The organism is Actinomadura sp. NTSP31 (genome assembly GCF_041951385.1).
In the GTDB taxonomy this organism is placed as follows: domain Bacteria; phylum Actinomycetota; class Actinomycetes; order Streptosporangiales; family Streptosporangiaceae; genus Spirillospora; species Spirillospora napierensis.
Genome location: NZ_JBGNUT010000004.1, coordinates 317,858 through 338,293 on the forward strand (window position 1 = coordinate 317,858; position 20,436 = coordinate 338,293).

Here is a 20,436-nt window from a genome sequence, read left to right on the forward strand (position 1 = left end):
TTGCCGGGAGAAGGCCGGGGGCGGGGCGGCCCGTGGGGGCGGGTGATGCGCCATGATGTGCACGCAACGGTGGTGAATTGCCACATTTCGGTAGCCGACCCGTGGCCAGTGCTCAGCAGAGGGGAATCCACGCATGTCAGAGGCGATCCGAGGGGCTCCGGGCCCCGCCGCAGGGGGAGGGGCGCCGCCGCTCATCGGCATCACCACGTACGAGGAACCGGCCCGCTGGGGCGTGTGGGTGCGCGAGGCCGCGCTGCTGCCGGCCTCCTACGTCCGCTCGGTCGAGCGGGCCGGCGGCGTCCCCGTCATGGTGCCGCCGACCGGGAGCCTGCGCGGGCTGGCCGCCCTGGTGTCCCGGCTGGACGGGCTCGTGCTGGCGGGCGGCGGCGACCTCGACCCCGACCTGTATGGGGCCGAGCGGCACGCCGAGACCGGGCCGCCGCAGCCGCAGCGCGACCGCTTCGAGCTGGCGCTCGCGCGGGCGGCGGTGGACGCGGACCTGCCGTTCCTGGCGATCTGCCGGGGCATGCAGGTGCTCAACGTGGCCCGCGGCGGCGCGCTCGTCCAGCACCTGCCGGACGCGGTGGGGCACAAGGCGCACGCCCCCGAGGTCGGGAAGATCGGCACGCACCGGGTGCAGATCAGCGCGACGAGCGCCGTCGGCAAGATCCTCGGCGACGCCGCCGACGTGCCCACCTACCACCACCAGGCGGTGAGCCGCCTCGGCAAGGGCCTGTCGGCCGTGGCCTGGGCGGACGACCAGGTCGTCGAGGCCGTGGAGCTGCAGGGCCACCGGTTCGGCCTGGCGGTGCAGTGGCATCCCGAGGACGGCGACGACAAGCGGCTGTTCGAGGCGCTGGTGGCCGAGGCCGCCGGCCGCTGACGGGGGATTGATCCCCCGCGTGCCGGGGAAGGCGAAGCGGTAGATTCCGCGCACACCGCCCCCCGGAGGCCGCCGCATGCCCTTGCATCCGCAGACCGTGAGCTTCTTGGAGCTGCTGTCCGCCTGGACGGCCGCGCCCCCGGACGCCCCGCCGGTCGAGGCGGACGCCCTGCCCACCATCGAGGCGATGCGGCGCAGGATCGGCGAGGCCTTCCCGGTCGACCGCCGCGAGCTGCCGCACGTGGCTGACCTGGCCGTACGGGGACCGGGCGGTCCCGTGCCGGTGCGCCTCTACCGCCCCGAGCCGCTCGAGCGCGGCCCGCTGCCGGCGCTGGTCTACCTGCACGGCGGCGGCTGGGTGCTCGGCGGTGTCGACAACGTGGACGCCGCGTGCCGCGACCTGGCGGCCGGTGCCGGCTGCGCCGTGCTGAACGTCGGCTACCGGCTCGCACCGGAGAACCCGTTCCCGGCGGCGGTGGACGACGCCTGGGCGGTCCTTTCGGCCGTGGCCCGCGAACCGGACCGCTACGGCGCCGAGCCGGGCGCGCTCGCCGTCGCCGGCGACAGCGCGGGCGGGAACCTGGCCGCGGGCGTCGCGCTGCTGGCCCGCGACCGCGGCCTGCCCCTGGCGCACCAGCTGCTGGTCTACCCGGTGACGGACACGGCGATGGACACGCCGAGCTGGCGCGAGTACGGCACCGGCTACGGGCTCGACGCGGCGACGCTCGCCCGGTTCATGGAGCTGTACCGGGGCGGCGCCGACCCCGCGGACCCGCGGCTGGCGCCGCTGCGCGCGCCCGACCTCGCCGGCGCGGCCCCCGCCACCGTGATCACCGCCGAGTGCGACATCCTGCGCGACGAGGGCGAGGCCTACGCGCGGCGGCTCGCCGAGGCCGGCGTGCCGGTGGAGGCGCGCCGCTACGACGGCGTCGTGCACTCGTTCTTCCTGCTCCCGGAGATCTTCGACGCCGGCGCCGAGGCGATGGGGTTCGCTGTGCGACGATTGCGCGCGGCATTCGGCGATCAAGCGCGGGAGGGCAGCGCGGCATGAGCGACGTGGACGCGGTGTACGGGAAGTACGAGCGGCTGAAGCTCGACTGGGCGGCGGACGGCGTGCTGCGCGTCACCATGAGCACGCCCGGCAGGCTGAACGCGGTGGACACGGTGGGCCACGGGGAGCTGGCGGAGATCTGGCGGGACGCCGACGCCGACGACGCGGTCCGCGCGGTGCTGGTGCGCGGGGAGGGCACGGCGTTCTCCGCGGGCGGCGACATGTCCATGATCGAGGAGATGATGGACGACCACGCGGCGCGGCGCCGCATCATGCGCGAGGCCCGCGACATCGTGATGAACGTGCTGAACTGCGCCAAGCCGGTGGTCAGCGCGATCCAGGGCCCGGCCGTCGGCGCCGGGCTGGCGGTGGCCATGCTGTCGGACATCTCCGTCGCGGGCCGCACCGCGAAGATCATCGACGGGCACGTCCGGCTCGGCGTCGCGGCGGGCGACCACTCGGCGATCATCTGGCCGCTGCTGTGCGGGATGGCCAAGGCGAAGTACTACCTGCTGCTGAACGACGTGCTGACCGGCGAGGAGGCCGAGCGGATCGGCCTGGTCTCGGTGTGCGTGGACGACGGCGAGGTGCACGAGCGGGCGCTGGAGATCGCCGGGCGGCTCGCCGCCGGGCCTGCGGAGGCTATCTCGTTCACCAAGCACGCGCTGAACAACTGGCTGCGGCTGGCCGGCCCGACCTTCGACGCGTCGCTGGCCATGGAGTTCTTCGGGTTCGCCGGCCCGGACGTGCGCGAGGGTGTCGCGGCGATCCGGGAGAAGCGCCCGCCCGAGTTCCGCTGACCGCCCGGCGGCGGGGGCGTCAGGTGCGGCCGGGGCGTCGGGCGAAGCGCCTGGCGAGGGCGTCGAGGCCGGTGGCGTAGATGCCGTGGGACAGCGTCTTGTCCATGGCCTCCTCGTCGCCGGGGTCGGCGGAGAACTCGCCCCACCATTCGACGAACGCCTGCCCGGTGCCGGTCACCGGCGCGACGCGCAGGTGGGCGCGGGCGTCGCGGATCGGCAGCGGCGCCTCCAGGATTTGGTACCAGTAGCTGCGCCCGGCGTCGTCCAGCCCGGCGAGCCGCTCGCGGAACACCGAGTCGCCGGTGGCCCAGACCCTGCGGACGCAGCCGACGCGGTCGCCGGGGCCGCCGTCCTCGATCACGCCGGCCTGCATGCCGGGCATCCAGTCGGCCAGGTTTCCGAAGTCGCGCAGATAGGCCCACACCTCGTCGGCGGTGGCGTTGAGCACGGCGCTGGCGTACGACCTCGGCATCGGTTCTCCTCGGCGCTGCGGCAGGATGCTGCCCCCATGCTCGCCCGCGCTCTGTGATCTCGGCAACAGCCGGACGGGTCCGGACATTGACCGATCCGAACCTGGTTCGGAAGGATCGGGGGATGCTGCTCGGTGACCTCGCCCACCGCGGCGCCGCGCTCTGGCCGGAGCGGACGGCGTTCGCCTGGGACGGACGGACCCGCACCTACCGCGAACTGCACGCCCGCGTCGAACGCTGGGCCGGGCTGCTGGCCGCCGGGGGCGTGCGGGCCGGTGACCGGATCGCGCTGCTGACCGTGAACGCGCCGGAGGCGATCGAGGCCGCCTTCGGCGCGTCGCTGATCGGCGCCGTCGTGGTGCCGCTGAACGTCCGGCTGGCTCCGGCGGAGATCCGGTTCCAGGTCGAGGACGCCGCCGCACGGCACGCGGTCGTCCACCCGGCGCTCGACGGGCTCGCCCGCGAGTCCGGGTTGCTCGACCTGACGCACTGGACGATCGGTCCCGGCCTCGACCGGGCCCTGGACGGGGCGCCGCCGCACGATCTTCCGCGTCCCGCCCCGGACGCGCCGATCATCCAGCTCTACACGTCCGGGACCACCGGCCGTCCGAAGGGCTGCCTGCTCACCAACCGCGGATGGGTCGCCGCAACCGCCAACGTGGTGCACGCGTTCGGCATCACCGGCGCCGACCGCCTCCTCGGCGCGCTGCCGCTGTTCCACGTCGCCGGGTACGGCGCGGCGCTCGGCCATCTGGCGGCGGGCGGGGCGGTCGTGCTGCCGCCCGGCCCGTCTCCCGAGGTGCTGTGGCCGCTCGTCGCCGAGCACGGGATCACCGTCGCGATCTTCCCCATGGGCACCGGGCGGGCGCTGCGGCACCCCGCCGCCGCGCCCGGCTCGCTGCGGCTGGTGTTCGGCATGGCCGCCACCGAGCGCGCCGCGACCCTGACCGCGCTGCGCGACCTCGGCATCGACTACCGCGGCGTGTACGGGTCGACCGAGGCCGGCAACTTCGTCACGATCACCACGCTGGACGACGAGCTGGAGCATCCGGGCACCGTCGGCCTGCCCCTTCCGCCCTTCGACCTGGCGCTCGACGGCGCGGACGCCCCCGGCGAGGTGGGCGAGCTCCTGCTGCGCGGCGCCAGCGTCATGGCCGGGTACGCCGGGCTGCCCGACCCGATGGCGGACGGCTGGCTGCGCACCGGCGACCTGATGCGCCGCGACGCCGACGGCCGCCTCTTCTTCGTCGACCGCGCCAAGGACATGGTGAAGAGCGGCGGCGAGAACGTGTACTCCGCCGAGGTAGAGCAGGTCCTCGTCCGGCATCCGGGCGTGCTGGACGCCGCGGTGATCGGCGTCCCGGACGGCCGGTGGGGCGAGGCGGTCAAGGCGCTCGTCGTCGTCCGCGACGGGACGACGCCCGCCGACCTGGACGAGCACTGCCGCGCCCGGCTCGGCGGGTTCAAGCGGCCCCGCTGGTACGAACTGGTCGAGGCCCTGCCCCGCAACCACTCCGGCAAGATCCTCAAGCGCGAGCTGCGCGCCGCCCACGACCCGGAGCGGTCCGTCCGCCTCCCCGAAGGCGGCTAGAACCGGCGAGCCGTCCCCGTGGCGCGCGGCATGAGGACGGCTCGCCGCGGGCCGGCGGTCAGTAGGAGCGGGGGAGGCCCAGTTCGTGCTGGGCTATGTGGGCCAGCACGAGCTCCTCGGCGACCGGGATGTTCTTGGCGATGCGGGCGTCGCGGAACATCCGGGCGACCGGGTACTCCAGCGAGTACGCCATGCCGCCGTGGGTCTGGAAGGCGCGGTCGGCGGCCTGCCAGGCGGCGTCGGCCGCGGTGAGCTTGGCGATGTTGGCCTCCGAGCCGCACGGGCGGCCCCGGTCCCACAGCCACGCGGCCTTGTAGGTCATCAGCCGGGCCAGTTCCAGCTGCGCCTTGATCCGGGCGAGCGGGAACGCGATGCCCTGGTTCGACCCGATCGGCTTGCCGAACGGCGCCCGCTCGCCGGCGTAGTCGCAGGCGATCTTCAGCACGAGGCCGCCGGAGCCGACGCCGCCCGCCGCGGCCAGGATCCGCTCGGGGTTGAGGATGTCCCACAGCACGGCGAAGCCCTGGTCGACCTCGCCGAGGACGCGGTCGGCCGGGACGCGCACCCCGTCCAGGAACACCATGCTGGACGCGACGGTGTTGGTGCCGAGCTTGGGGATCGGCCGGTAGGTCAGCGTGCCGTCGGCGACGGCCTGCTTGACGTCGACCAGCAGGACGGTGAAGCCGTTCGTGCGGGGCTTCGCCTCGGCGGCCGGGATCGTGCGGGTGACCAGCACCAGGTGGTCGGCGCGCTCGACCCCGGAGATCCAGATCTTCTGCCCGTTCACCACGAACCCGTCGCCGTCGCGGCGGGCCTGCGTGGTGATGTTCATCGCGTTGCTGCCCGCGTCCGGCTCGGTGATCGCGAAGCAGGTCTCGATCTCGCCCGCCGCGATCCGCGGCAGGAACGCGCGCTTCTGCTCCTCGGTGCCGTGCCGGGCGATCGTCAGCCCGCCGAACGCCGGGGTGAGCAGGTACATGAACGACGCGGCGCCGCCCGCGCCGCCCTCGGCGAGCGCCTCCAGCGCGACCGCCAGCTCCAGCAGGCCCTGGCCCGCGCCGCCGTGCTCCTCGGGGATCGCCAGGCTGTGCCAGCCGCCCTGGACGAGCTCCCGCCAGACCTCCTCCGGCCACCGCTTCTCGGTGTCGCAGCGGCTCCAGTACTCCTGGTCGTACTTCCCCGCGATGGCCAGCACGCCCTCGCGCACCGCCGCCGCGTTCTCCGGCAGATCGAAGTCCACCCGCGCCTCCCTCGAACTCGCGTGGGGATCCACCGTAGCCGATCCAGTAAGTGAGCACTGACGCAGGTCCCCGGCGTCATTGAAGCGCCGCTCTCCGGGTAGGTGACCGCGGTCGAGATCTCACGGGACAGGGGGTTCACGGGCATGCGACCAGGCGACAGGTGGACGCTGGCGGGCGGGCGATGGAGCCGCGGCGGCGGGGACGGCGCGTTCACGGTGACCGACCCCGCGACCGGCGACCCGGTGGGCGAGGTGCCCGTCGGCACGGCCGTGGACGTGGCGGGGGCGGGGGCCGCCGCGACCCGGGCGGCGCCCGGCTGGGCCGCGACCGCGCCCGCCGAGCGCGGCGCCGCGCTCCACGCCGCCGCCCGCGCCGTCGAGGAGCGCGCGGACGAGCTGGCCGCGCTGGTCACCGCCGAGATGGGCAAGCCCGCGGACGACGCGCTCGGCGGTATCCAGGCCGGCGTCGGGACGCTGCGCCAGTACGCCGAGCTGGGCCCCCTGCACGGGGGCCGCAGCCTCCAGGGAGGCTGGAGCGCCGCCGACTTCATGGCCCGCGAACCGCTCGGCCTCGTCGCCGTCATCACCCCGTGGAACGACCCCGTCGCCATCGCCTGCGGGCTCATCGGCGCGGCCGTGGCCACGGGCAACACCGTCGTGCACAAGCCGTCCGAGCGGACCCCGCACACCGGCGCGCTGCTGACCGAACTGCTCGCCGGATGCCTGCCGGGCGGGGTCGTCAACATGGTCAGCGGCGACGGCACGACCGGCGAGGCGCTCGCCGGCCATCCCGACCTCGACGCGGTCGCGCACGTCGGCTCGACCCGCGCCGGCCGCCGCATCGCCGAGCTGACCGCCGGCACCGGGGCCAAGGCGCTGCTGGAGAACGGCGGCGCCGACCCGCTGATCGTGGACGCGGGCGTCGATCCCGGCTGGGCCGCCGAGCAGGCCGCCACCGGCTGCTTCGCCAACGCCGGCCAGATCTGCACCTCGGTGGAGCGGATCTACGTCCACGAGTCGATCGCGAAGGAGTTCGTGGCCGCGCTGACCGCACGCGCACAGGCGCTGCGGACCGGCCCCGGCCGCGACCCGTCCACCGAGCTCGGCCCGCTGGTGGACGAGCGGCACCGCACGGAGGTCCACGAGCAGGTCGAGAAGGCCGTCGCGGACGGCGCGCGCCTGCGCACCGGCGGCCTCATCCCCGAGGGGCCCGGCTGCTTCTACCCGGCGACCGTCCTGGACGGCTGCACCGACGCCATGGCGGTCATGGCGGAGGAGACGTTCGGGCCCGTCGCGCCGGTCCGCGCCGTAGGCTCCTTCGAGAAGGCGCTGGACGCGGCGAACCGCTCCCGCTACGGGCTCGCCGCGACCGTCCTCACCCGCGACATGGCGCACGCGCAGGCCGCCTGGCGCACCCTGAAGGCGGGCACCGTGAAGATCAACGCGGTGTTCGGCGGCGCGCCCGGGGGCGCCGCCACCCCGCGCCGCGCCAGCGGCCGGGGCTTCGGCTACGGCCCCGAACTGCTCGACGAGATGACCGCGGTGAAGGTCGTCCACCTGCAGACCGACGTCCCTTGAGGATCATCCCTTGACCGTCAGCAGCGGCCGCAGCTCCGCGACGGGCGTCGCGACGCCGCCGCCGCGCAGGCTCGACACCACCGGCCCGATGTCCTTGTAGGCCCACGGCGCCTCCTGCTTGAGGTCGCGGCGCCACGCGGCCATCACGTCGGACCGCCGCGCCACCATCGGGTCGCGGTGGTCCAGCGGCGTCACGACGCGGAACTCGCGCAGGAACGCGTCGAGCTCCGCGTCGTTCCCGCGCGCCGACGCACCGCGCGGGACCCGCCGCCCCGCGCCGTGGCACGCGCTGGCCAGTGTGCGGGGGTCGCCGTGGCCGCGCAGCACGAAGCTCGCCGCGCCCATCGAACCGGGGACGATCACCGGCTCGCCCCACATCGCGTACGGGCCGCCCGCCATCGCCCCGTGCCCGCCCGCCGGCGTGGCGCCCTTGCGGTGCACCACCCGGTCGCCGTCCTGCCAGAACAGGTTGTGCGGCGCGTCGTACAGCAGCCGCGCATCCGCGTCGCCGCACTCCGCCGCGAGCCCGGCCCGCATGGTCAGCGACAGGAAGAACCGGTTCCCGGCCGCGAAGTTGGCGGCATTGCCGAACGCGTCCAGGTACCGGCGCCGCGCCCGCGCGGACCGCTCGTCCAGCAGGAACGGCAGGATCCCGTTGCCCGGACGGGGGAGCCCGGCGGGCCAGCCGGCGCGCAGCGCGTCCAGCGCCGTGGTGTTCGCCTGGTGGCCGAGCGACAGCGACCCGCTGTGCACCATCGTCACGACCGTGCCGGGCGCCAGCCCCCACGCGTGCGCCGCCGCCGCGTCGTGCACCTGCGCCACGTACTGCAGCTCGGCGAAGTGGTTGCCGCCGCCGATCCCGCCGATGACGCTGTCGTGGCTGGCGCCGCCCGCGCTGCCGACCCAGTCGGCGAACGCCTCGGCCGTCTCGACGGGGAACCCGGGCGCGTGCATGCGGTCGAGCGCGTCGTCGGCGTCCTCGTCCCGGACGCCCTGCCACGGCGTGCCACCGGCCAGCAGCAGGCCGGGCAGCCCGTCGCGCAGCAGCGCCTCCCGCTGGACGGGCGTCAGCGCGATCCGCCGCCCGCCCTCGAAGAACAGATGCCGCAGCCGCCGCTCCAGCGCGTCCAGCCGAGGCCGCACCCGGTCGGCGCGCAGGGACGTCACCTCCAGCCGCATCCCGCAGTTGACGTCGTTGCCGACCGCCTGCGGCAGCAGCGCGTGCTCGGTCTCCAGGACGGTGCCGATGGGGATGCCGGCGCCCTTGTGGAAGTCGGGGGTGAGCGCGACGCGGGTGACGCGCGGCTCCGGGCCGTCGTAGCCGGGCGTGGCCTCGGCGAGCCGCTGGAGCGTGCGAGCGGTGTCCAGGAGCGTGAGCGCCTCCTCGACCGCCGCGTGCTCGAGCGGGACGTCGCCGCCCGCGCAGATCTCCACGGGGACGCCGTGCGGGTTGGGAAGGTGAAGCCAGTGGTCGTCGGTGCGGACGAGCCGCCGGTCCTGACGTGCGGACATGGAGGGAGTCCTTCGGGCTGCCGGAAAGCGCGCAGAACGCGCACGAGAACGGGAGCCGTTCGCGCGGACGCGCGCGACGGCGGGGGAGCGGGGCGAGAAGGCCCGCTCTGTTCCTCGGGTTCAGCAGCCGCGAGGCGGTTACGACCGTACCGCGCGGTCCCCGGCGGGGCCACCGGATTTCCCGTAGGCCCCGATGTAGCTCGTCACCATCCGCGCGACGAAGTGCGCGACCTGCTCCGGCGGGCCGGACGGCAGCATGATGTGGCTCATCGTCAGCCGGACCGCCGCGTCGGCGATCTCCACGAGCGCGTCGCGGCCCACGGCCGGCCACTGGCGCAGCGCGTGCTCGGCGAGGCGCGCGCTGGCGGTGAACAGCACCGGCTCGGCCCGCGTCGTCAGCAGCGGCAGCAGGTCGTCGCCGTCGGCGCCGGTCAGCACCGCCTTCTTTAGCTGGTCGTCGGCGGACATCTCCAGCGTGAACAGCACCGCCGCGACCACCGCCGAGTACAGGTCCTCGTGCTCGGACAGGACCTGGTCGATCCCGTCGAGGTAGCGCTCGTTGTCGCGGACCACCACCGCCTGCGCCAGGCCCCACTTGTCGCCGAACTCGTTGTAGACGGTCTGCCGGCTCACCCCGGCCGCGGCGGCGACGTCCTGCATGCGCACCGCCCGGTAGCCGCGCTCGACCAGGAGCGCGGCGGCGGCGTCCAGCAGGCACTCGCGCACCGGACGTTCCGCACCGCTCATGAGTCGTCCTTCCGGCCGGCGGTCACCCCGTCATTATCCTTGCCCGGTGACGGAAATCGACTACCGGGCGCTCGACCGGGCGGTCTACCGGCTGCCGGAGGGGCGTCCGCGCGTCCCGTTGACGTACTCGCCGCGCGCGACCCGGCCCGCCAGCGGCTGAGCCGGCGGCGCGGTCGGGGCGGTCGCGGCGGGCGGCGCGGTGGCGGGCTCGCCGCCGTTGTCCAGCAGGTGCGCGAGCGGCAGCGTCGCCGCGCCCACCGCGACGGCCTCCGGGCCGAGGTGGCACAGCTCGATCGAGGTCTGCGCGAACGGCTGCCGCAGCGCGTACCGGGCCGTCGCGGCCACGATGTCGCCGAGCATCCGGCCGCCCACCAGCAGCCCCGCCCACCCGCCGATGATGATCTTCTCGGGGCTGAACAGGTTGACCAGGTCCGCGACGCCCGCGCCGAGGTGCTCGGCGACGTCGGCGCGCAGGTCCGCCGCGGCCGGCGACGGGTCGTCCAGCAGCCCGGCGAGCGCGGCCTCCTCGTCGGCGCCGGCCGGGCCGCCCGCCGCCCGGTAGCGCTCCAGCAGCGCCGCCGCGCCCACGTACGCCTCCAGGCAGCCGCGCGAACCGCACCGGCACGGGACGCCGCCGACCTGCGACGTCGTGTGCCCCCACTCGCCGGCGCTGCCCGCCGCGCCCCGGTAGGGCGAGCCGTCGATCATCACCGCGGAGCCGACGCCGGAGCCGATCAGCGCGACGACCGCGTTGCGGTGCCCGCGCCCGGCGCCGAACCACATCTCCGCCTGGCCGAGCGCGGTGGCGCCGTTGTCGACGAACAGCGGCAGGCCGGTGCCCGCCCGCAGCATCCGCTCCAGCGGCACCCCGTCCCAGCCGATCGTCTGGCAGTGCACGACGGCCTCGGTCCCGCCGCCGGTGACGCGGTGCTCGATGACGCCCGGGACGCCGACCCCGACGCCGATGATGGTGGACGGGTCGACCGACGCGCCGCCGATCACGGCGGGCAGCCCGTCCAGGATGTGCCGGACCACGGCGCGCTCGTCGTGGCCGCCGTCGCCGAGCGGCAGGTCGGCCTTGGCCAGCTGGGTGAGCTCCAGGTCGAACAGCTCCACCATCACCCGCGTCTCGCCGACGTCCACGCCGATCAGGTGGCCGAAACCGGCCGCCGTCTTCAGCAGCACCCGCGGCCGGCCGCCGTCGGACTCCACGCTGCCCGCCTCCACGACGAGGCCCGCCTCGATCAGCTCGCCGACGACGTTGCTGACCGACGCGGGGCTGAGCCCGGTCTCGCGGGCCAGGTCCTGGCGGCTGAGCGGGCCGTCGAAGTAGAGCCGGCGCAGCAGCACCGAGCGGTTCGCACGGCGCAGATCGCGCACGGTCCTGCGGCGCCGGTCCGGCATCGGGCCCCCTTTCGGCGCGGCCGGGCGGCCGCGTCCCCGAAGGTTCTCAGGTCTTGACCCGGTCATTATGTCACTGCTTAGATCACGGCCTGAAATAAGGTGTGATGTAACTCTCCCGGAGCGACCGCACCTCACTGCTACGCGGAAGGCCGAGCCGATGCGCCACCCCACCTCACCGGCGTCCGGACACAGCGCGACATCCTCCGGCGAACCGCTCGCCGCCGCACGGTCCCGCCGTCCGGGGCGCCCGGTACGGCGGCGCGCCGGGCGCACCGCCACGGGGCTCACCGCCGGACTGACCGCGGGGCTGCTGCTGGCCGCCGCGGCGGCGTGCGGCGGCGGAACGTCGGGCGGCGGGAACGGCTCGCCGAAGACGCTGACCTACTGGGCCAGCAACCAGGGCGCCGACATCGCCGCCGACCAGCGCGTCCTGAACCCCGAGCTGGCCAAGTTCGAGCAGCAGACCGGCATCAAGGTCAAGCTGGAGGTCGTCCCCTGGACCGACCTGCTCAACCGCATCCTCGCCGCCACCACCTCCGGGCAGGGCCCGGACGTGCTGAACATCGGCAACACCTGGTCGGCGTCCCTGCAGGCGACCGGCGGGCTGATGCCGTTCGACTCCAAGGCGATGGCCGACGTCGGCGGCGCCCAGCGGTTCGTGCCCGCCGCGCTCGCCAGCGCCGGCGCCAAGGGCAAGGACCCCACGGCCGTGCCGCTCTACTCCACCGCCTACGGGCTCTACTACAACAAGAAGATGTTCGCCGACGCCAAGCTCGACCCGCCGAAGACCTGGCAGGAGATGGTCGACGACGGCCGCAGGCTCACCAAGGGCGGGGTCCACGGCATCGCGATCGAGGGCGCCAGCATCCCCGAGAACGTGCACGCCGCGTTCAACATCGGCCAGATGTACGGGGCCGACTTCTTCACCCCGGACGGCAAGCCGCAGTTCGCCACCCCGCAGGCCGTCGCCGCGATCAAGTCCTACGTCGGCCTGCTCGGTACCGACAAGGTCGCCGCGTCCGGCAACGCCGAGTACTCGGCCAACCAGTCCATCAACGACTTCGCGACGCACAAGGCCGCGATGCTCATGTGGCAGACGACCACCAGCGGCTTCACCAACCTCGGGATGAAGGCCGGCGAATGGGGCGTGGTGCCGATCCCGGCGCCGTCGCCCGCCCCGCCCGGCGGGCGGCCGATCACCTCGATGGTCGGCGGCATCAACCTCGCGGTCTTCAAGAACACCGACAACCGCGACGGCGCGCTCAAGTTCGCCAAGTTCATGACCGGCGACGACGAGCAGAAGATCCTCAACAAGGCGTACGGGTCGCTGCCGCCGGTCACCGCCGCGCAGGCCGACCCCGCCTTCGACACCCCCGACACCCGGGTGTTCAAGGACATCCTGGCCTCGCACGCCGCGCCGCTGCCGCAGGTCCCGGCCGAGAGCCAGTTCGAGACCGCCGTCGGGACCGCGATGAAGGAGCTGTTCGCCGACGCGGCGGCGGGCCGCCCGGTCACCGACGAGAAGATCAAGGCCAAGCTCGAGGCGGCCCAGCAGCAGATGGGCCAGTGACCGGCGCATGACCTCCGCCAACGTCTCGCCCGGCACGGCCCGCGAGGGCCGCGCCGCGGGGGCCCGGCACGGGCGGCCCGGCGGCCCGGGGGCCGGCGGGGAGCGGCCGGCGGGCCGCCCCCGCCGGCCGCGCGGCCGGTTCCGGCTCCCGCCCCGCCTGCTGCCCTACCTGCTGCTCGCCCCCGCCGTGGTCGCCGAGCTGATCGTGCACGTCGTGCCGATCGCGGTCGGCGTCTGGATGAGCTTCCGCGAGCTCACCCTCTTCTACATCCGCGACTGGGCGAAGGCGCCCGGCAAGGGCCTCGGCAACTACCGGGTCGCCGTCGACGTCGACGCCGCCATCGGCAAGGACCTGCTGACCTCGTTCCTGGTGACGGTCGGCGTCACGGTGCTGGCCGTCGGGCTGTCGTGGGTGCTCGGGACGGCCGCCGCGATCCTCATGCAGGAGCGGTTCCGCGGACGCGGGCTGCTGCGCGCCGCCTTCCTCGTCCCGTACGCGCTGCCGGTCTACGCGGCCGTGATGACCTGGGGTTTCCTGTTCCAGCGCGACACGGGCATGGTGAACCACGTGCTGGCCGACCAGCTGCACCTCACCGGCGGCGACCGCCCGTTCTGGCTGATCGGCGACAACAGCTTCTGGGCGCTGGTCACCGTCATCGTGTGGCGGTCGTGGCCGTTCGCGTTCCTGGTGCTGATGGCCGGGCTGCAGAACATCCCGCGCGACTTGTACGAGGCGTCCGCGCTGGACGGCGCGGGGATCTGGCGGCAGATCCGGCACATCACGCTGCCGGCGCTGCGCCCCATCAACCAGGTGCTCGTCCTCGTGCTGTTCCTGTGGACGTTCAACGACTTCAACACGCCGTTCGTGCTGTTCGGGAAGGCGCCGTCCGCCGGCGGCGACCTGATCTCGCTGCACATCTACCGGGCGTCGTTCCTCACCTGGAACTTCGGCACCGGATCGGCGATGTCGGTCCTGCTCCTGCTGTTCCTGCTGCTGGTCACGGCGGTGTACCTGATCGCCACATCCCGCCGGAGGTCCGCCCGTGCATGACACCGCGCCGCCCCGCGCCAAGAGGCGCCGCGCGCCGACCGACCCGCCGGCGTCGTTCCGCTGGACGCGCCGGATCGTGCTGACGCTGCTGGCGGTGTTCACGCTCGTCCCGGTCTACGCGATGATCAGCTCGTCGCTGAAGCCGCTGAAGGACGTGCGGGGCGCCTTCCACTGGATCCCCACCGAGCCGACCTTCCGCCCCTATGTCGACATGTGGTCGACGGTGCCGCTGGCCCGCTACTTCACCAACAGCGTCATCGTCGCCGGCGGCGCCACGGTGGCGTCGGTCGTCATCGCGATCGGCGCCGCGTACGCGGTGAGCCGGTACCGGTTCGCCGGCCGCCGGGCGTTCACCGTGACGGTGCTGTCCACGCAGATGTTCCCGGGGATCCTGTTCCTGCTCCCGCTGTTCCTGATCTTCGTGAACGTCGGGAACGCCACCGGGCTCGCGCTGTACGGCAGCCGGGGCGCGCTGATCCTCACCTACCTGACGTTCTCGCTGCCGTTCTCGATCTGGATGCTGGTCGGCTACTTCGAGTCGATCCCGCGCGAGCTGGACGAGGCGGCGCGGGTGGACGGCTGCGGCCCGGTCGGCGCGCTGCTGCGCGTGATCGTCCCGGCGTCGCTGCCCGGCATCGTCGCGGTCACCGTCTACGCGTTCATGACCGCGTGGGGCGAGGTGCTGTTCGCCTCGGTGATGACCAACGACCAGACCCGGACGCTGTCGATCGGCCTGCAGGGCTACTCGACGCAGCACGAGGTCTACTGGAACCAGGTGATGGCCGCCTCCCTCGTGGTGAGCGTCCCCGTCGTCGCCGGGTTCCTGCTGCTGCAGCGCTTCCTGGTGACCGGCCTGACCGCCGGCGCCGTCAAGTGACCGTCCCGCCCGCAGTCCCGACCGCCACGCCTCGCTTCACCACCGCGCTTCACTTCACCATCGAGGGAGACCTGTGCCCATCGACGACCTGACCGCGTTCGGCCCCGACTTCGCGTGGGGCGCGGCGACCTCCGCCTACCAGGTCGAGGGCGCCGCCCGCGAGGGCGGCCGCGCCCCGTCCATCTGGGACGTGTTCTGCCGCGTCCCGGGCGCGGTCGCCGCCGGCGACACCGGCGACGTCGCCTGCGACCACTACCACCGCTGGCGCGAGGACGTCGCGCTGATGTCGGCGCTCGGGCTCGGCGCCTACCGGTTCTCGATCGCCTGGCCGCGCGTCCTGCCGGACGGGGACGGCGCGGTGAACCCGGCCGGCCTCGCCTTCTACGACCGGCTCGTGGACGGCCTGCTGGAGGCGGGGATCGAGCCGCATCCGACGCTGTACCACTGGGACCTCCCGCAGGCGCTCCAGGACCGCGGCGGCTGGCCGTCCCGCGACACCGCCGAGCGGTTCGCCGAGTACGCCTCGGTGGTCGCGGAGGCGCTCGGCGACCGGGTGACGTCGTGGGCGACGCTGAACGAGCCGGTCTGCGCGGCGTGGCTCGGGCACCTGCGGGGCGTGATGGCCCCCGGGGCCGCCGACGTCCGGCAGGCCGTGCCCGCCTCCTACCACCTGATGCTCGCGCACGGCCTCGGCGTCCAGGCGATCCGCGCCGCGGCGCCCGGCGCGCGCGTCGGCGTCGTCAACCTGCTCACCGACTGCGAGCCCGGCAGCGACCGGGACGAGGACGTGGCGGCCGCGCGCCGCGAGGACGGCCACCACAACCGCTGGTGGCTCGACCCGATCCACGGGCGCGGCCTGCCCGCCGACATGATCGAGGTGTACGGGGTCGAGCCGCCGGTGCGGCCCGGCGACCTGGAGACGATCGCGGCTCCGCTGGACTGGCTGGGCGTGAACTACTACCGCCGCTCGGTCAACGTCGCCGACCCCGAGGGCCCGCCGCCGCACGCGCGGCAGATCACCCCGGCGGGGACGCCGCGCACCGGGATGGACTGGGAGATCCACCCGGACCGGCTGGCGGAGATCCTCGTCCGGGTCACCGAGGAGTACGCGCCGCGCAGCGTCATGGTCACCGAGAACGGCTCGGCGTACACCGACACCGTGACCGGCGAGGGCGCGGTCCACGACCCCGAGCGCGCCGCGTATTTGGAGGGACACCTGGCGGCGTGCGCGGCGGCGATCCGGCGGGGCGTCCCGCTGGACGGCTACTTCGCCTGGTCGCTGCTGGACAACTTCGAGTGGGCGTACGGGTACGCGCAGCGGTTCGGGCTCGTCCACGTCGACTTCGGAACCCAGAGGCGGACCGTCAAGGACAGCGGGCACCGCTACGCCGAGATCATCCGCGCGCACCGCGGGCTGTCCGCGGGCGCGGTCGCGAGCGGCCGCTGACCGTCCGGGCGCGGTCGCTGACCGTCCGGGCCGGGGCCCTTCGCCGCATGGGGGCCCCGGCCCGGGCCGCCCGTCCCGCCCGCCTACAGTGAGGCTCCACCGGGCCCGCGACGGGCGGGCGCGAGGGTGAGGAGGAGCCGGTGGGCGGGATCCTTGTGGCCAACCGCGGTGAGATCGCGCTGCGGATCGTCCGGGCGGCGGCGGAGCTCGGCCTGCGGACGGCCGCCGTGCACACCCGCGACGACGCCGGCTCCCCGCACACCCGCCGCGCCGACGACGTCCGGGCGCTGCCCGGCGAGGGCGTCGCGGGGTACCTCGACGCCGACGCGCTGATCGCCGCGGCCAAGGACGCGGGTGCCACCGCGATCCACCCCGGCTACGGCTTCCTGAGCGAGAATGCCGCCTTCGCCGCGCGGTGCGCCGCCGCCGGGCTCACGTTCGTCGGCCCGCGTCCGGAACTGCTGGAGTTGTTCGGCGACAAGACCCGCTCCCGCGAACTGGCCCGCGAGGCGGGCGTCCCGGTGACGCCCGGCACGCCGGGGCCGGTGACGCTCGCCGAGGCGGCGGCGTTCGCGCGCGAGCACGGCCCGGTCATGCTGAAGGCGCTCGCGGGCGGCGGCGGACGCGGCATGCGCGTCGTCGGCGACCCCGGTGAGATGGCGGAGGCGTACGAGCGGTGCCGCTCCGAGGCGCTCGCCTCGTTCGGCAACGGCGACCTCTACGCCGAGAAGCACGTGCCGCGCGCTCGCCACATCGAGGTGCAGATCGTGGGCGACGGTTCCGGCGCCGTCACCCACCTGTGGGAACGCGACTGCAGCGTGCAGCGGCGCCATCAGAAGCTCATCGAGATCGCCCCGGCGCCGGCGCTGCCGCAGGGCGTGCGGGACGCGCTGCTGGACGCGGCGGTCCGGATGGCCGCGCGGGTGCATTACGCGAGCCTCGGCACGTTCGAGTTCCTCGTCTCCGATGACGGGTTCTGGTTCCTGGAGGCCAACCCGCGCCTCCAGGTCGAGCACACCGTCACCGAGGAGATCACCGGCGTCGACCTGGTGAAGGCCCAGATCCGCCTCGCACTGGGGGAGGACCTGGCGGGCGTCGGGCTGGCCGCGCCGCCGCCCGCGTCCGGCTGCGCCGTCCAAGTCCGCGTCAACACCGAGACGATCGGCGCGGACGGCTCCCCGCATCCGCACGCCGGGACGCTCACCGCGTTCGCGCCGCCCACCGGGCCCGGCGTCCGCGTCGACACCTACGGGCAGGCGGGCTACCGCACGAGCCCCCGCTACGACCCGCTGCTGGCGAAGGTGATCGCCCGCGCGGAGGACCTCCCGTCGGCCGCCGCCCGCGCCCACGGCGCGCTCGGCGAGTTCGAGATCGCGGGCGTCGCGACGAGCATCCCGCTGCTGCAGAGCGTCCTGCGGCACCCGGACTTCACCGCCGGCGGCGTCCCAACGTCCTTCGTCGCCGACCACCTGCCCGAACTGCTGCGCGGCGAGCACCACCGCTTCTACACGCCATCGGCCGACGAGTCGGCCGCGCCCGAGCAGGCCGTGCCCGACGCGCCGCCCGGCACGGTCGCCGTGGCCGCGCCCATGCAGGGGACGGTGGTGAGCGTCGAGGCCGCCGAAGGGGACCTCGTCCGCGCGGGGGCGCCGGTGCTGATCCTCGAGGCGATGAAGATGGAGCACGTCGTGCGGGCGGGGGAGGCGGGCGTCGTCCGCGCCGTCGCCGCCGCGCCCGGCGACACGGTGACCGAAGGCGCGCCGCTGCTCTTCCTCGAACCCGCCGAGGTGGACGGCGACCACGCCGACGACGAGGCCGAGGCCGACCTGGACGAGATCCGCGCCGACCTCGCCGAGACCATCCGGCGCCACGAGATCGGGCTCGACGCGGCCCGCCCCGAGGCGGTCGCCAAACGGCACGCGCGCGGCCATCGCACCGCCCGCGAGAACATCGAGGACCTCTGCGACCCCGGCACGTTCGTGGAATACGGCGCGCTCGCCATCGCCGCGCAGCGGCAGCGCCGGTCACTGGACGACCTCATCGAGCGCACGCCCGCCGACGGCATGGTCTGCGGCCTCGGCGCGGTCAACGGCGGGCAGGCCGTCGTGATGTCCTACGACTACATGGTGCTGGCCGGGACGCAGGGCCATCAGAACCACCGCAAGACCGACCGGATGCTCGACATCGCGCACCGCCGCCGACTGCCGGTCGTCCTGTTCGCCGAAGGCGGCGGCGGACGGCCCGGCGACACCGACACCTCGATGGTGTCCGGCCTCGACGTCACCACCTTCCACGCCATGGGGCGGCTGAGCGGCGCCGTCCCGTCCGTCGGGATCGCGTCCGGGCGCTGCTTCGCGGGGAACGCGGCCCTGCTCGGCTGCTGCGACGTCATCATCGCCACCCGGGACGCCAACATCGGGATGGGCGGCCCGGCGATGATCGAGGGCGGCGGGCTCGGCGTGTTCGCCCCCGAGGAGATCGGCCCGATCACCGACCAGGAGCCGAACGGCGTCGTCGACATCGCCGTCGAGGACGAGGCGGAGGCCGTCGACGCGGCCCGCCGCTACCTGTCCTACTTCCAGGGCCCGGCGGGCGACTGGACCTGCGACGACCAGCGGGTCCTGCGGCACGTGATCCCGGAGAACCGGCTGCGCGCCTACGACGTCCGGCGCGTCGTCGGGCATCTGGCCGACACCGGGTCGGTGCTGGAGCTGCGCCGCGCCTTCGGCGTCGGGGTCATCACCGCGCTGGTGCGGATCGAGGGCCGCCCGATGGGGCTGATCGCCAACAACCCGGCGCATCTCGGCGGCGCCATCGACCGCGACGCCGCCGACAAGGCCGCCCGGTTCCTGCAGCTGTGCGACGCGCACGGCCTGCCCGTGGTGTCGCTGTGCGACACCCCCGGGTTCATGGTCGGCCCCGACGCCGAGCGGACCGCGACCGTCCGGCACTTCAGCCGGCTGTTCGTCATCGGCGCGAACCTGCGCGTCCCGCTCGTCACCGTGGTGCTCCGCAAGGGCTACGGGCTCGGCGCCCAGGCGATGGCCGGCGGCGGGTTCAAGGCGCCGCTCGCGACCGTCGCGTGGCCGACCGGGGAGATCGGCGGCATGGGCCTGGAGGGCGCCGTCCGGCTCGGCTTCCGCAAGGAGCTGGCCGCGGCCGAGGACCCCAAGGCGCTGTTCGAGACGATGGTCGCCGCCGCCTACGAGCACGGCAAGGCGCTCAACGCCGCCACCGTCTTCGAGCTGGACGACGTCATCGACCCCGCCGGCACCCGCCGCCTCGTCACGACGGCGTTCGCGTCCGCACCGCCCATCGGGGACCGGACGCGGCGCTGGGTGGACACCTGGTGACCGGGGCCGCGCCGGCCAGGTAGGCGGCCCGGACGCACGGGTCGGCGCGGACCTCGGCGGGCGGGCCGGCCGCGATCACCCGGCCGCCGTCCAGCACGTGCAGGACGTCGCAGACGCCGAGCACCGGTTCCAGCTCGCGCCCGGCGACCAGCACCGCGGCGCCCTCGGCGGCGAGGTCGCGCAGCAGCACCTCCAGCGCTCTGGCCCGCTGCTCCGGCAGGCCCGTCCACGGCTCGTCCAGCAGCAGGACGGCGGGCTCGGCGGCCAGCGCCCTCGCCAGGCCCGCCAGCCGCGCGACGCCCGGCGGCACCTCCCGCGCCGGACGGTCGGCGAACTCGGCGATCCCCACGCGGGCGAGCAGTTCGTCGGCGCGGCCGCCCGCTTCGCCGCGCGCGCGGCGGCTGCGCGCCCACCGGTCCCGGGCCGTCCGGCCGCCGTTGTCCCGCAGGGCCGCGTGCCTGCGCGCCGCGGCCCGGACGCTCTCGCGGACGGTCCGCGACCGCCCCCACCGCTCCGGCTCCGGGGACGTCCGGGCGATCCCGCGCCGCGCGCGCTCCCGCGCGGCGCTGCCCGTCAGGTCGTCGTCGCCCAGATGGACGGTGCCCTCCGCGGGCCGCCGCAGCCCGGCGATGACGTCGCACAGGGTCGCCCTGCCGGCGCCGTCCGGCCCGACGAGCCCGGCGACCGTGCCGGGCGGAACCGTCAGCGCGGCGCCCCGGACGGCGGTCGCCCCGCCGACCCGCACCGTGACGTCCGCGACCCGCAGTCCCTGAGCGGTCGACATCGGCGCCTCCCGGCCGGTCCGGTGCCCGCCGGTCCGCGTCGCGGGCCTTGTGTGATGTGGATCACTGACGGATCATCA

Annotated in this window: 16 protein-coding genes; 10 read left to right on the forward strand and 6 right to left on the reverse strand. The window is 74.7% G+C overall.

What is annotated here, in order from left to right; all coding sequences use genetic code 11:
* The first annotated feature begins 133 nt into the window (after positions 1-133).
* The 3 genes from ACA514_RS08930 (at position 134) to ACA514_RS08940 (ending at position 2,734) form a co-directional block, all read left to right on the forward strand.
* Positions 134-883 (forward strand): gamma-glutamyl-gamma-aminobutyrate hydrolase family protein, encoded by a 750-nt coding sequence (locus ACA514_RS08930; RefSeq protein WP_375040546.1) that lies wholly within the window; start codon positions 134-136, stop codon positions 881-883.
* Between the two features lie 76 nt (positions 884-959).
* A complete protein-coding gene (locus ACA514_RS08935; RefSeq protein WP_375040547.1) occupies positions 960-1,934 on the forward strand; it encodes an alpha/beta hydrolase in 975 nt (324 codons plus the stop codon).
* A complete protein-coding gene (locus tag ACA514_RS08940) occupies positions 1,931-2,734 on the forward strand; it encodes an enoyl-CoA hydratase/isomerase family protein (protein ID WP_375040548.1) in 804 nt (267 codons plus the stop codon). The genes ACA514_RS08935 and ACA514_RS08940 overlap by 4 nt, the downstream gene beginning before the upstream one ends.
* Before the next feature lie 19 nt (positions 2,735-2,753).
* Here ACA514_RS08940 and ACA514_RS08945 read toward each other — a convergent pair whose 3' ends face one another.
* The gene (locus ACA514_RS08945; RefSeq protein ID WP_375040549.1) at positions 2,754-3,206 is read right to left on the reverse strand and encodes an SRPBCC family protein; all 453 of its coding nucleotides are present in this window, start codon (positions 3,204-3,206) and stop codon (positions 2,754-2,756) included.
* 122 nt (positions 3,207-3,328) lie between these two features.
* On the opposite strand from ACA514_RS08945, the gene ACA514_RS08950 reads away from it, so the two are divergent.
* Positions 3,329-4,795: a class I adenylate-forming enzyme family protein gene (locus ACA514_RS08950; protein ID WP_375040550.1), complete on the forward strand. Its 1,467-nt coding sequence runs from the start codon at positions 3,329-3,331 to the stop codon at positions 4,793-4,795.
* 58 nt (positions 4,796-4,853) lie between these two features.
* Here the strand turns inward: ACA514_RS08950 and ACA514_RS08955 are convergent, their stop codons facing one another.
* Positions 4,854-6,035, reverse strand: coding sequence for an acyl-CoA dehydrogenase family protein (locus ACA514_RS08955; protein ID WP_375040551.1), 1,182 nt, complete (start codon positions 6,033-6,035; stop codon positions 4,854-4,856).
* A gap of 144 nt (positions 6,036-6,179) precedes the next feature.
* Between ACA514_RS08955 and ACA514_RS08960 the strand changes: the two genes are divergently transcribed.
* Positions 6,180-7,613: an aldehyde dehydrogenase family protein gene (locus ACA514_RS08960; protein ID WP_375040552.1), complete on the forward strand. Its 1,434-nt coding sequence runs from the start codon at positions 6,180-6,182 to the stop codon at positions 7,611-7,613.
* 3 nt (positions 7,614-7,616) lie between these two features.
* On the opposite strand, the gene ACA514_RS08965 is transcribed toward ACA514_RS08960, so the two are convergent.
* The 3 genes from ACA514_RS08965 to ACA514_RS08975 form a co-directional block, all read right to left on the reverse strand.
* On the reverse strand, positions 7,617-9,125 hold the full coding sequence (locus ACA514_RS08965; protein WP_375040553.1) for an RtcB family protein: 1,509 nt from the start codon (positions 9,123-9,125) through the stop codon (positions 7,617-7,619).
* A gap of 138 nt (positions 9,126-9,263) precedes the next feature.
* The gene (locus tag ACA514_RS08970; RefSeq protein WP_375040554.1) at positions 9,264-9,872 is read right to left on the reverse strand and encodes a TetR family transcriptional regulator; all 609 of its coding nucleotides are present in this window, start codon (positions 9,870-9,872) and stop codon (positions 9,264-9,266) included.
* Positions 9,873-9,956: 84 nt separating this feature from the next.
* On the reverse strand, positions 9,957-11,276 hold the full coding sequence (locus tag ACA514_RS08975; protein ID WP_375040555.1) for an ROK family protein: 1,320 nt from the start codon (positions 11,274-11,276) through the stop codon (positions 9,957-9,959).
* Positions 11,277-11,433: 157 nt separating this feature from the next.
* Between ACA514_RS08975 and ACA514_RS08980 the strand changes: the two genes are divergently transcribed.
* From ACA514_RS08980 to ACA514_RS09000, 5 genes are all read left to right on the forward strand, one after another.
* Complete coding sequence (locus tag ACA514_RS08980) at positions 11,434-12,846, forward strand: ABC transporter substrate-binding protein (RefSeq protein WP_375040556.1); 1,413 nt, start codon at positions 11,434-11,436, stop codon at positions 12,844-12,846.
* A 7-nt stretch (positions 12,847-12,853) separates the two neighbouring features.
* Complete coding sequence (locus tag ACA514_RS08985) at positions 12,854-13,897, forward strand: carbohydrate ABC transporter permease (RefSeq protein WP_375040557.1); 1,044 nt, start codon at positions 12,854-12,856, stop codon at positions 13,895-13,897.
* A complete protein-coding gene (locus ACA514_RS08990) occupies positions 13,890-14,774 on the forward strand; it encodes a carbohydrate ABC transporter permease (RefSeq protein ID WP_375040558.1) in 885 nt (294 codons plus the stop codon). The genes ACA514_RS08985 and ACA514_RS08990 overlap by 8 nt, the downstream gene beginning before the upstream one ends.
* A gap of 73 nt (positions 14,775-14,847) precedes the next feature.
* Positions 14,848-16,221, forward strand: coding sequence for a GH1 family beta-glucosidase (locus ACA514_RS08995; protein ID WP_375040559.1), 1,374 nt, complete (start codon positions 14,848-14,850; stop codon positions 16,219-16,221).
* A 140-nt stretch (positions 16,222-16,361) separates the two neighbouring features.
* Positions 16,362-19,574 carry a carboxyl transferase domain-containing protein gene (locus tag ACA514_RS09000; protein ID WP_375040560.1) on the forward strand — a complete coding sequence of 1,071 codons (3,213 nt, stop codon included), beginning with the start codon at positions 16,362-16,364 and terminating at the stop codon, positions 19,572-19,574.
* Here ACA514_RS09000 and ACA514_RS09005 read toward each other — a convergent pair.
* Positions 19,507-20,358, reverse strand: coding sequence for an ATP-binding cassette domain-containing protein (locus ACA514_RS09005; RefSeq protein ID WP_375040561.1), 852 nt, complete (start codon positions 20,356-20,358; stop codon positions 19,507-19,509). The two genes, ACA514_RS09000 and ACA514_RS09005, sit on opposite strands and share 68 nt — an antisense overlap.
* Positions 20,359-20,436 lie beyond the last annotated feature (78 nt).

Bases quoted from the DNA above. Each gene is read 5' to 3' on its own strand.
- ACA514_RS08960 (WP_375040552.1), top strand. From the start codon at position 6,180: ATGCGACCAGGCGACAGGTGGACGCTGGCGGGCGGGCGATGGAGCCGC.
- ACA514_RS08940 (WP_375040548.1), top strand. From the start codon at position 1,931: ATGAGCGACGTGGACGCGGTGTACGGGAAGTACGAGCGGCTGAAGCTC.
- ACA514_RS08970 (WP_375040554.1), bottom strand. From the start codon at position 9,872: ATGAGCGGTGCGGAACGTCCGGTGCGCGAGTGCCTGCTGGACGCCGCC.
- ACA514_RS09005 (WP_375040561.1), bottom strand. From the start codon at position 20,358: ATGTCGACCGCTCAGGGACTGCGGGTCGCGGACGTCACGGTGCGGGTC.
- ACA514_RS08980 (WP_375040556.1), top strand. From the start codon at position 11,434: ATGCGCCACCCCACCTCACCGGCGTCCGGACACAGCGCGACATCCTCC.
- ACA514_RS08975 (WP_375040555.1), bottom strand. From the start codon at position 11,276: ATGCCGGACCGGCGCCGCAGGACCGTGCGCGATCTGCGCCGTGCGAAC.
- ACA514_RS08930 (WP_375040546.1), top strand. From the start codon at position 134: ATGTCAGAGGCGATCCGAGGGGCTCCGGGCCCCGCCGCAGGGGGAGGG.
- ACA514_RS08935 (WP_375040547.1), top strand. From the start codon at position 960: ATGCCCTTGCATCCGCAGACCGTGAGCTTCTTGGAGCTGCTGTCCGCC.
- ACA514_RS08945 (WP_375040549.1), bottom strand. From the start codon at position 3,206: ATGCCGAGGTCGTACGCCAGCGCCGTGCTCAACGCCACCGCCGACGAG.
- ACA514_RS08985 (WP_375040557.1), top strand. From the start codon at position 12,854: ATGACCTCCGCCAACGTCTCGCCCGGCACGGCCCGCGAGGGCCGCGCC.
- ACA514_RS08965 (WP_375040553.1), bottom strand. From the start codon at position 9,125: ATGTCCGCACGTCAGGACCGGCGGCTCGTCCGCACCGACGACCACTGG.
- ACA514_RS08950 (WP_375040550.1), top strand. From the start codon at position 3,329: ATGCTGCTCGGTGACCTCGCCCACCGCGGCGCCGCGCTCTGGCCGGAG.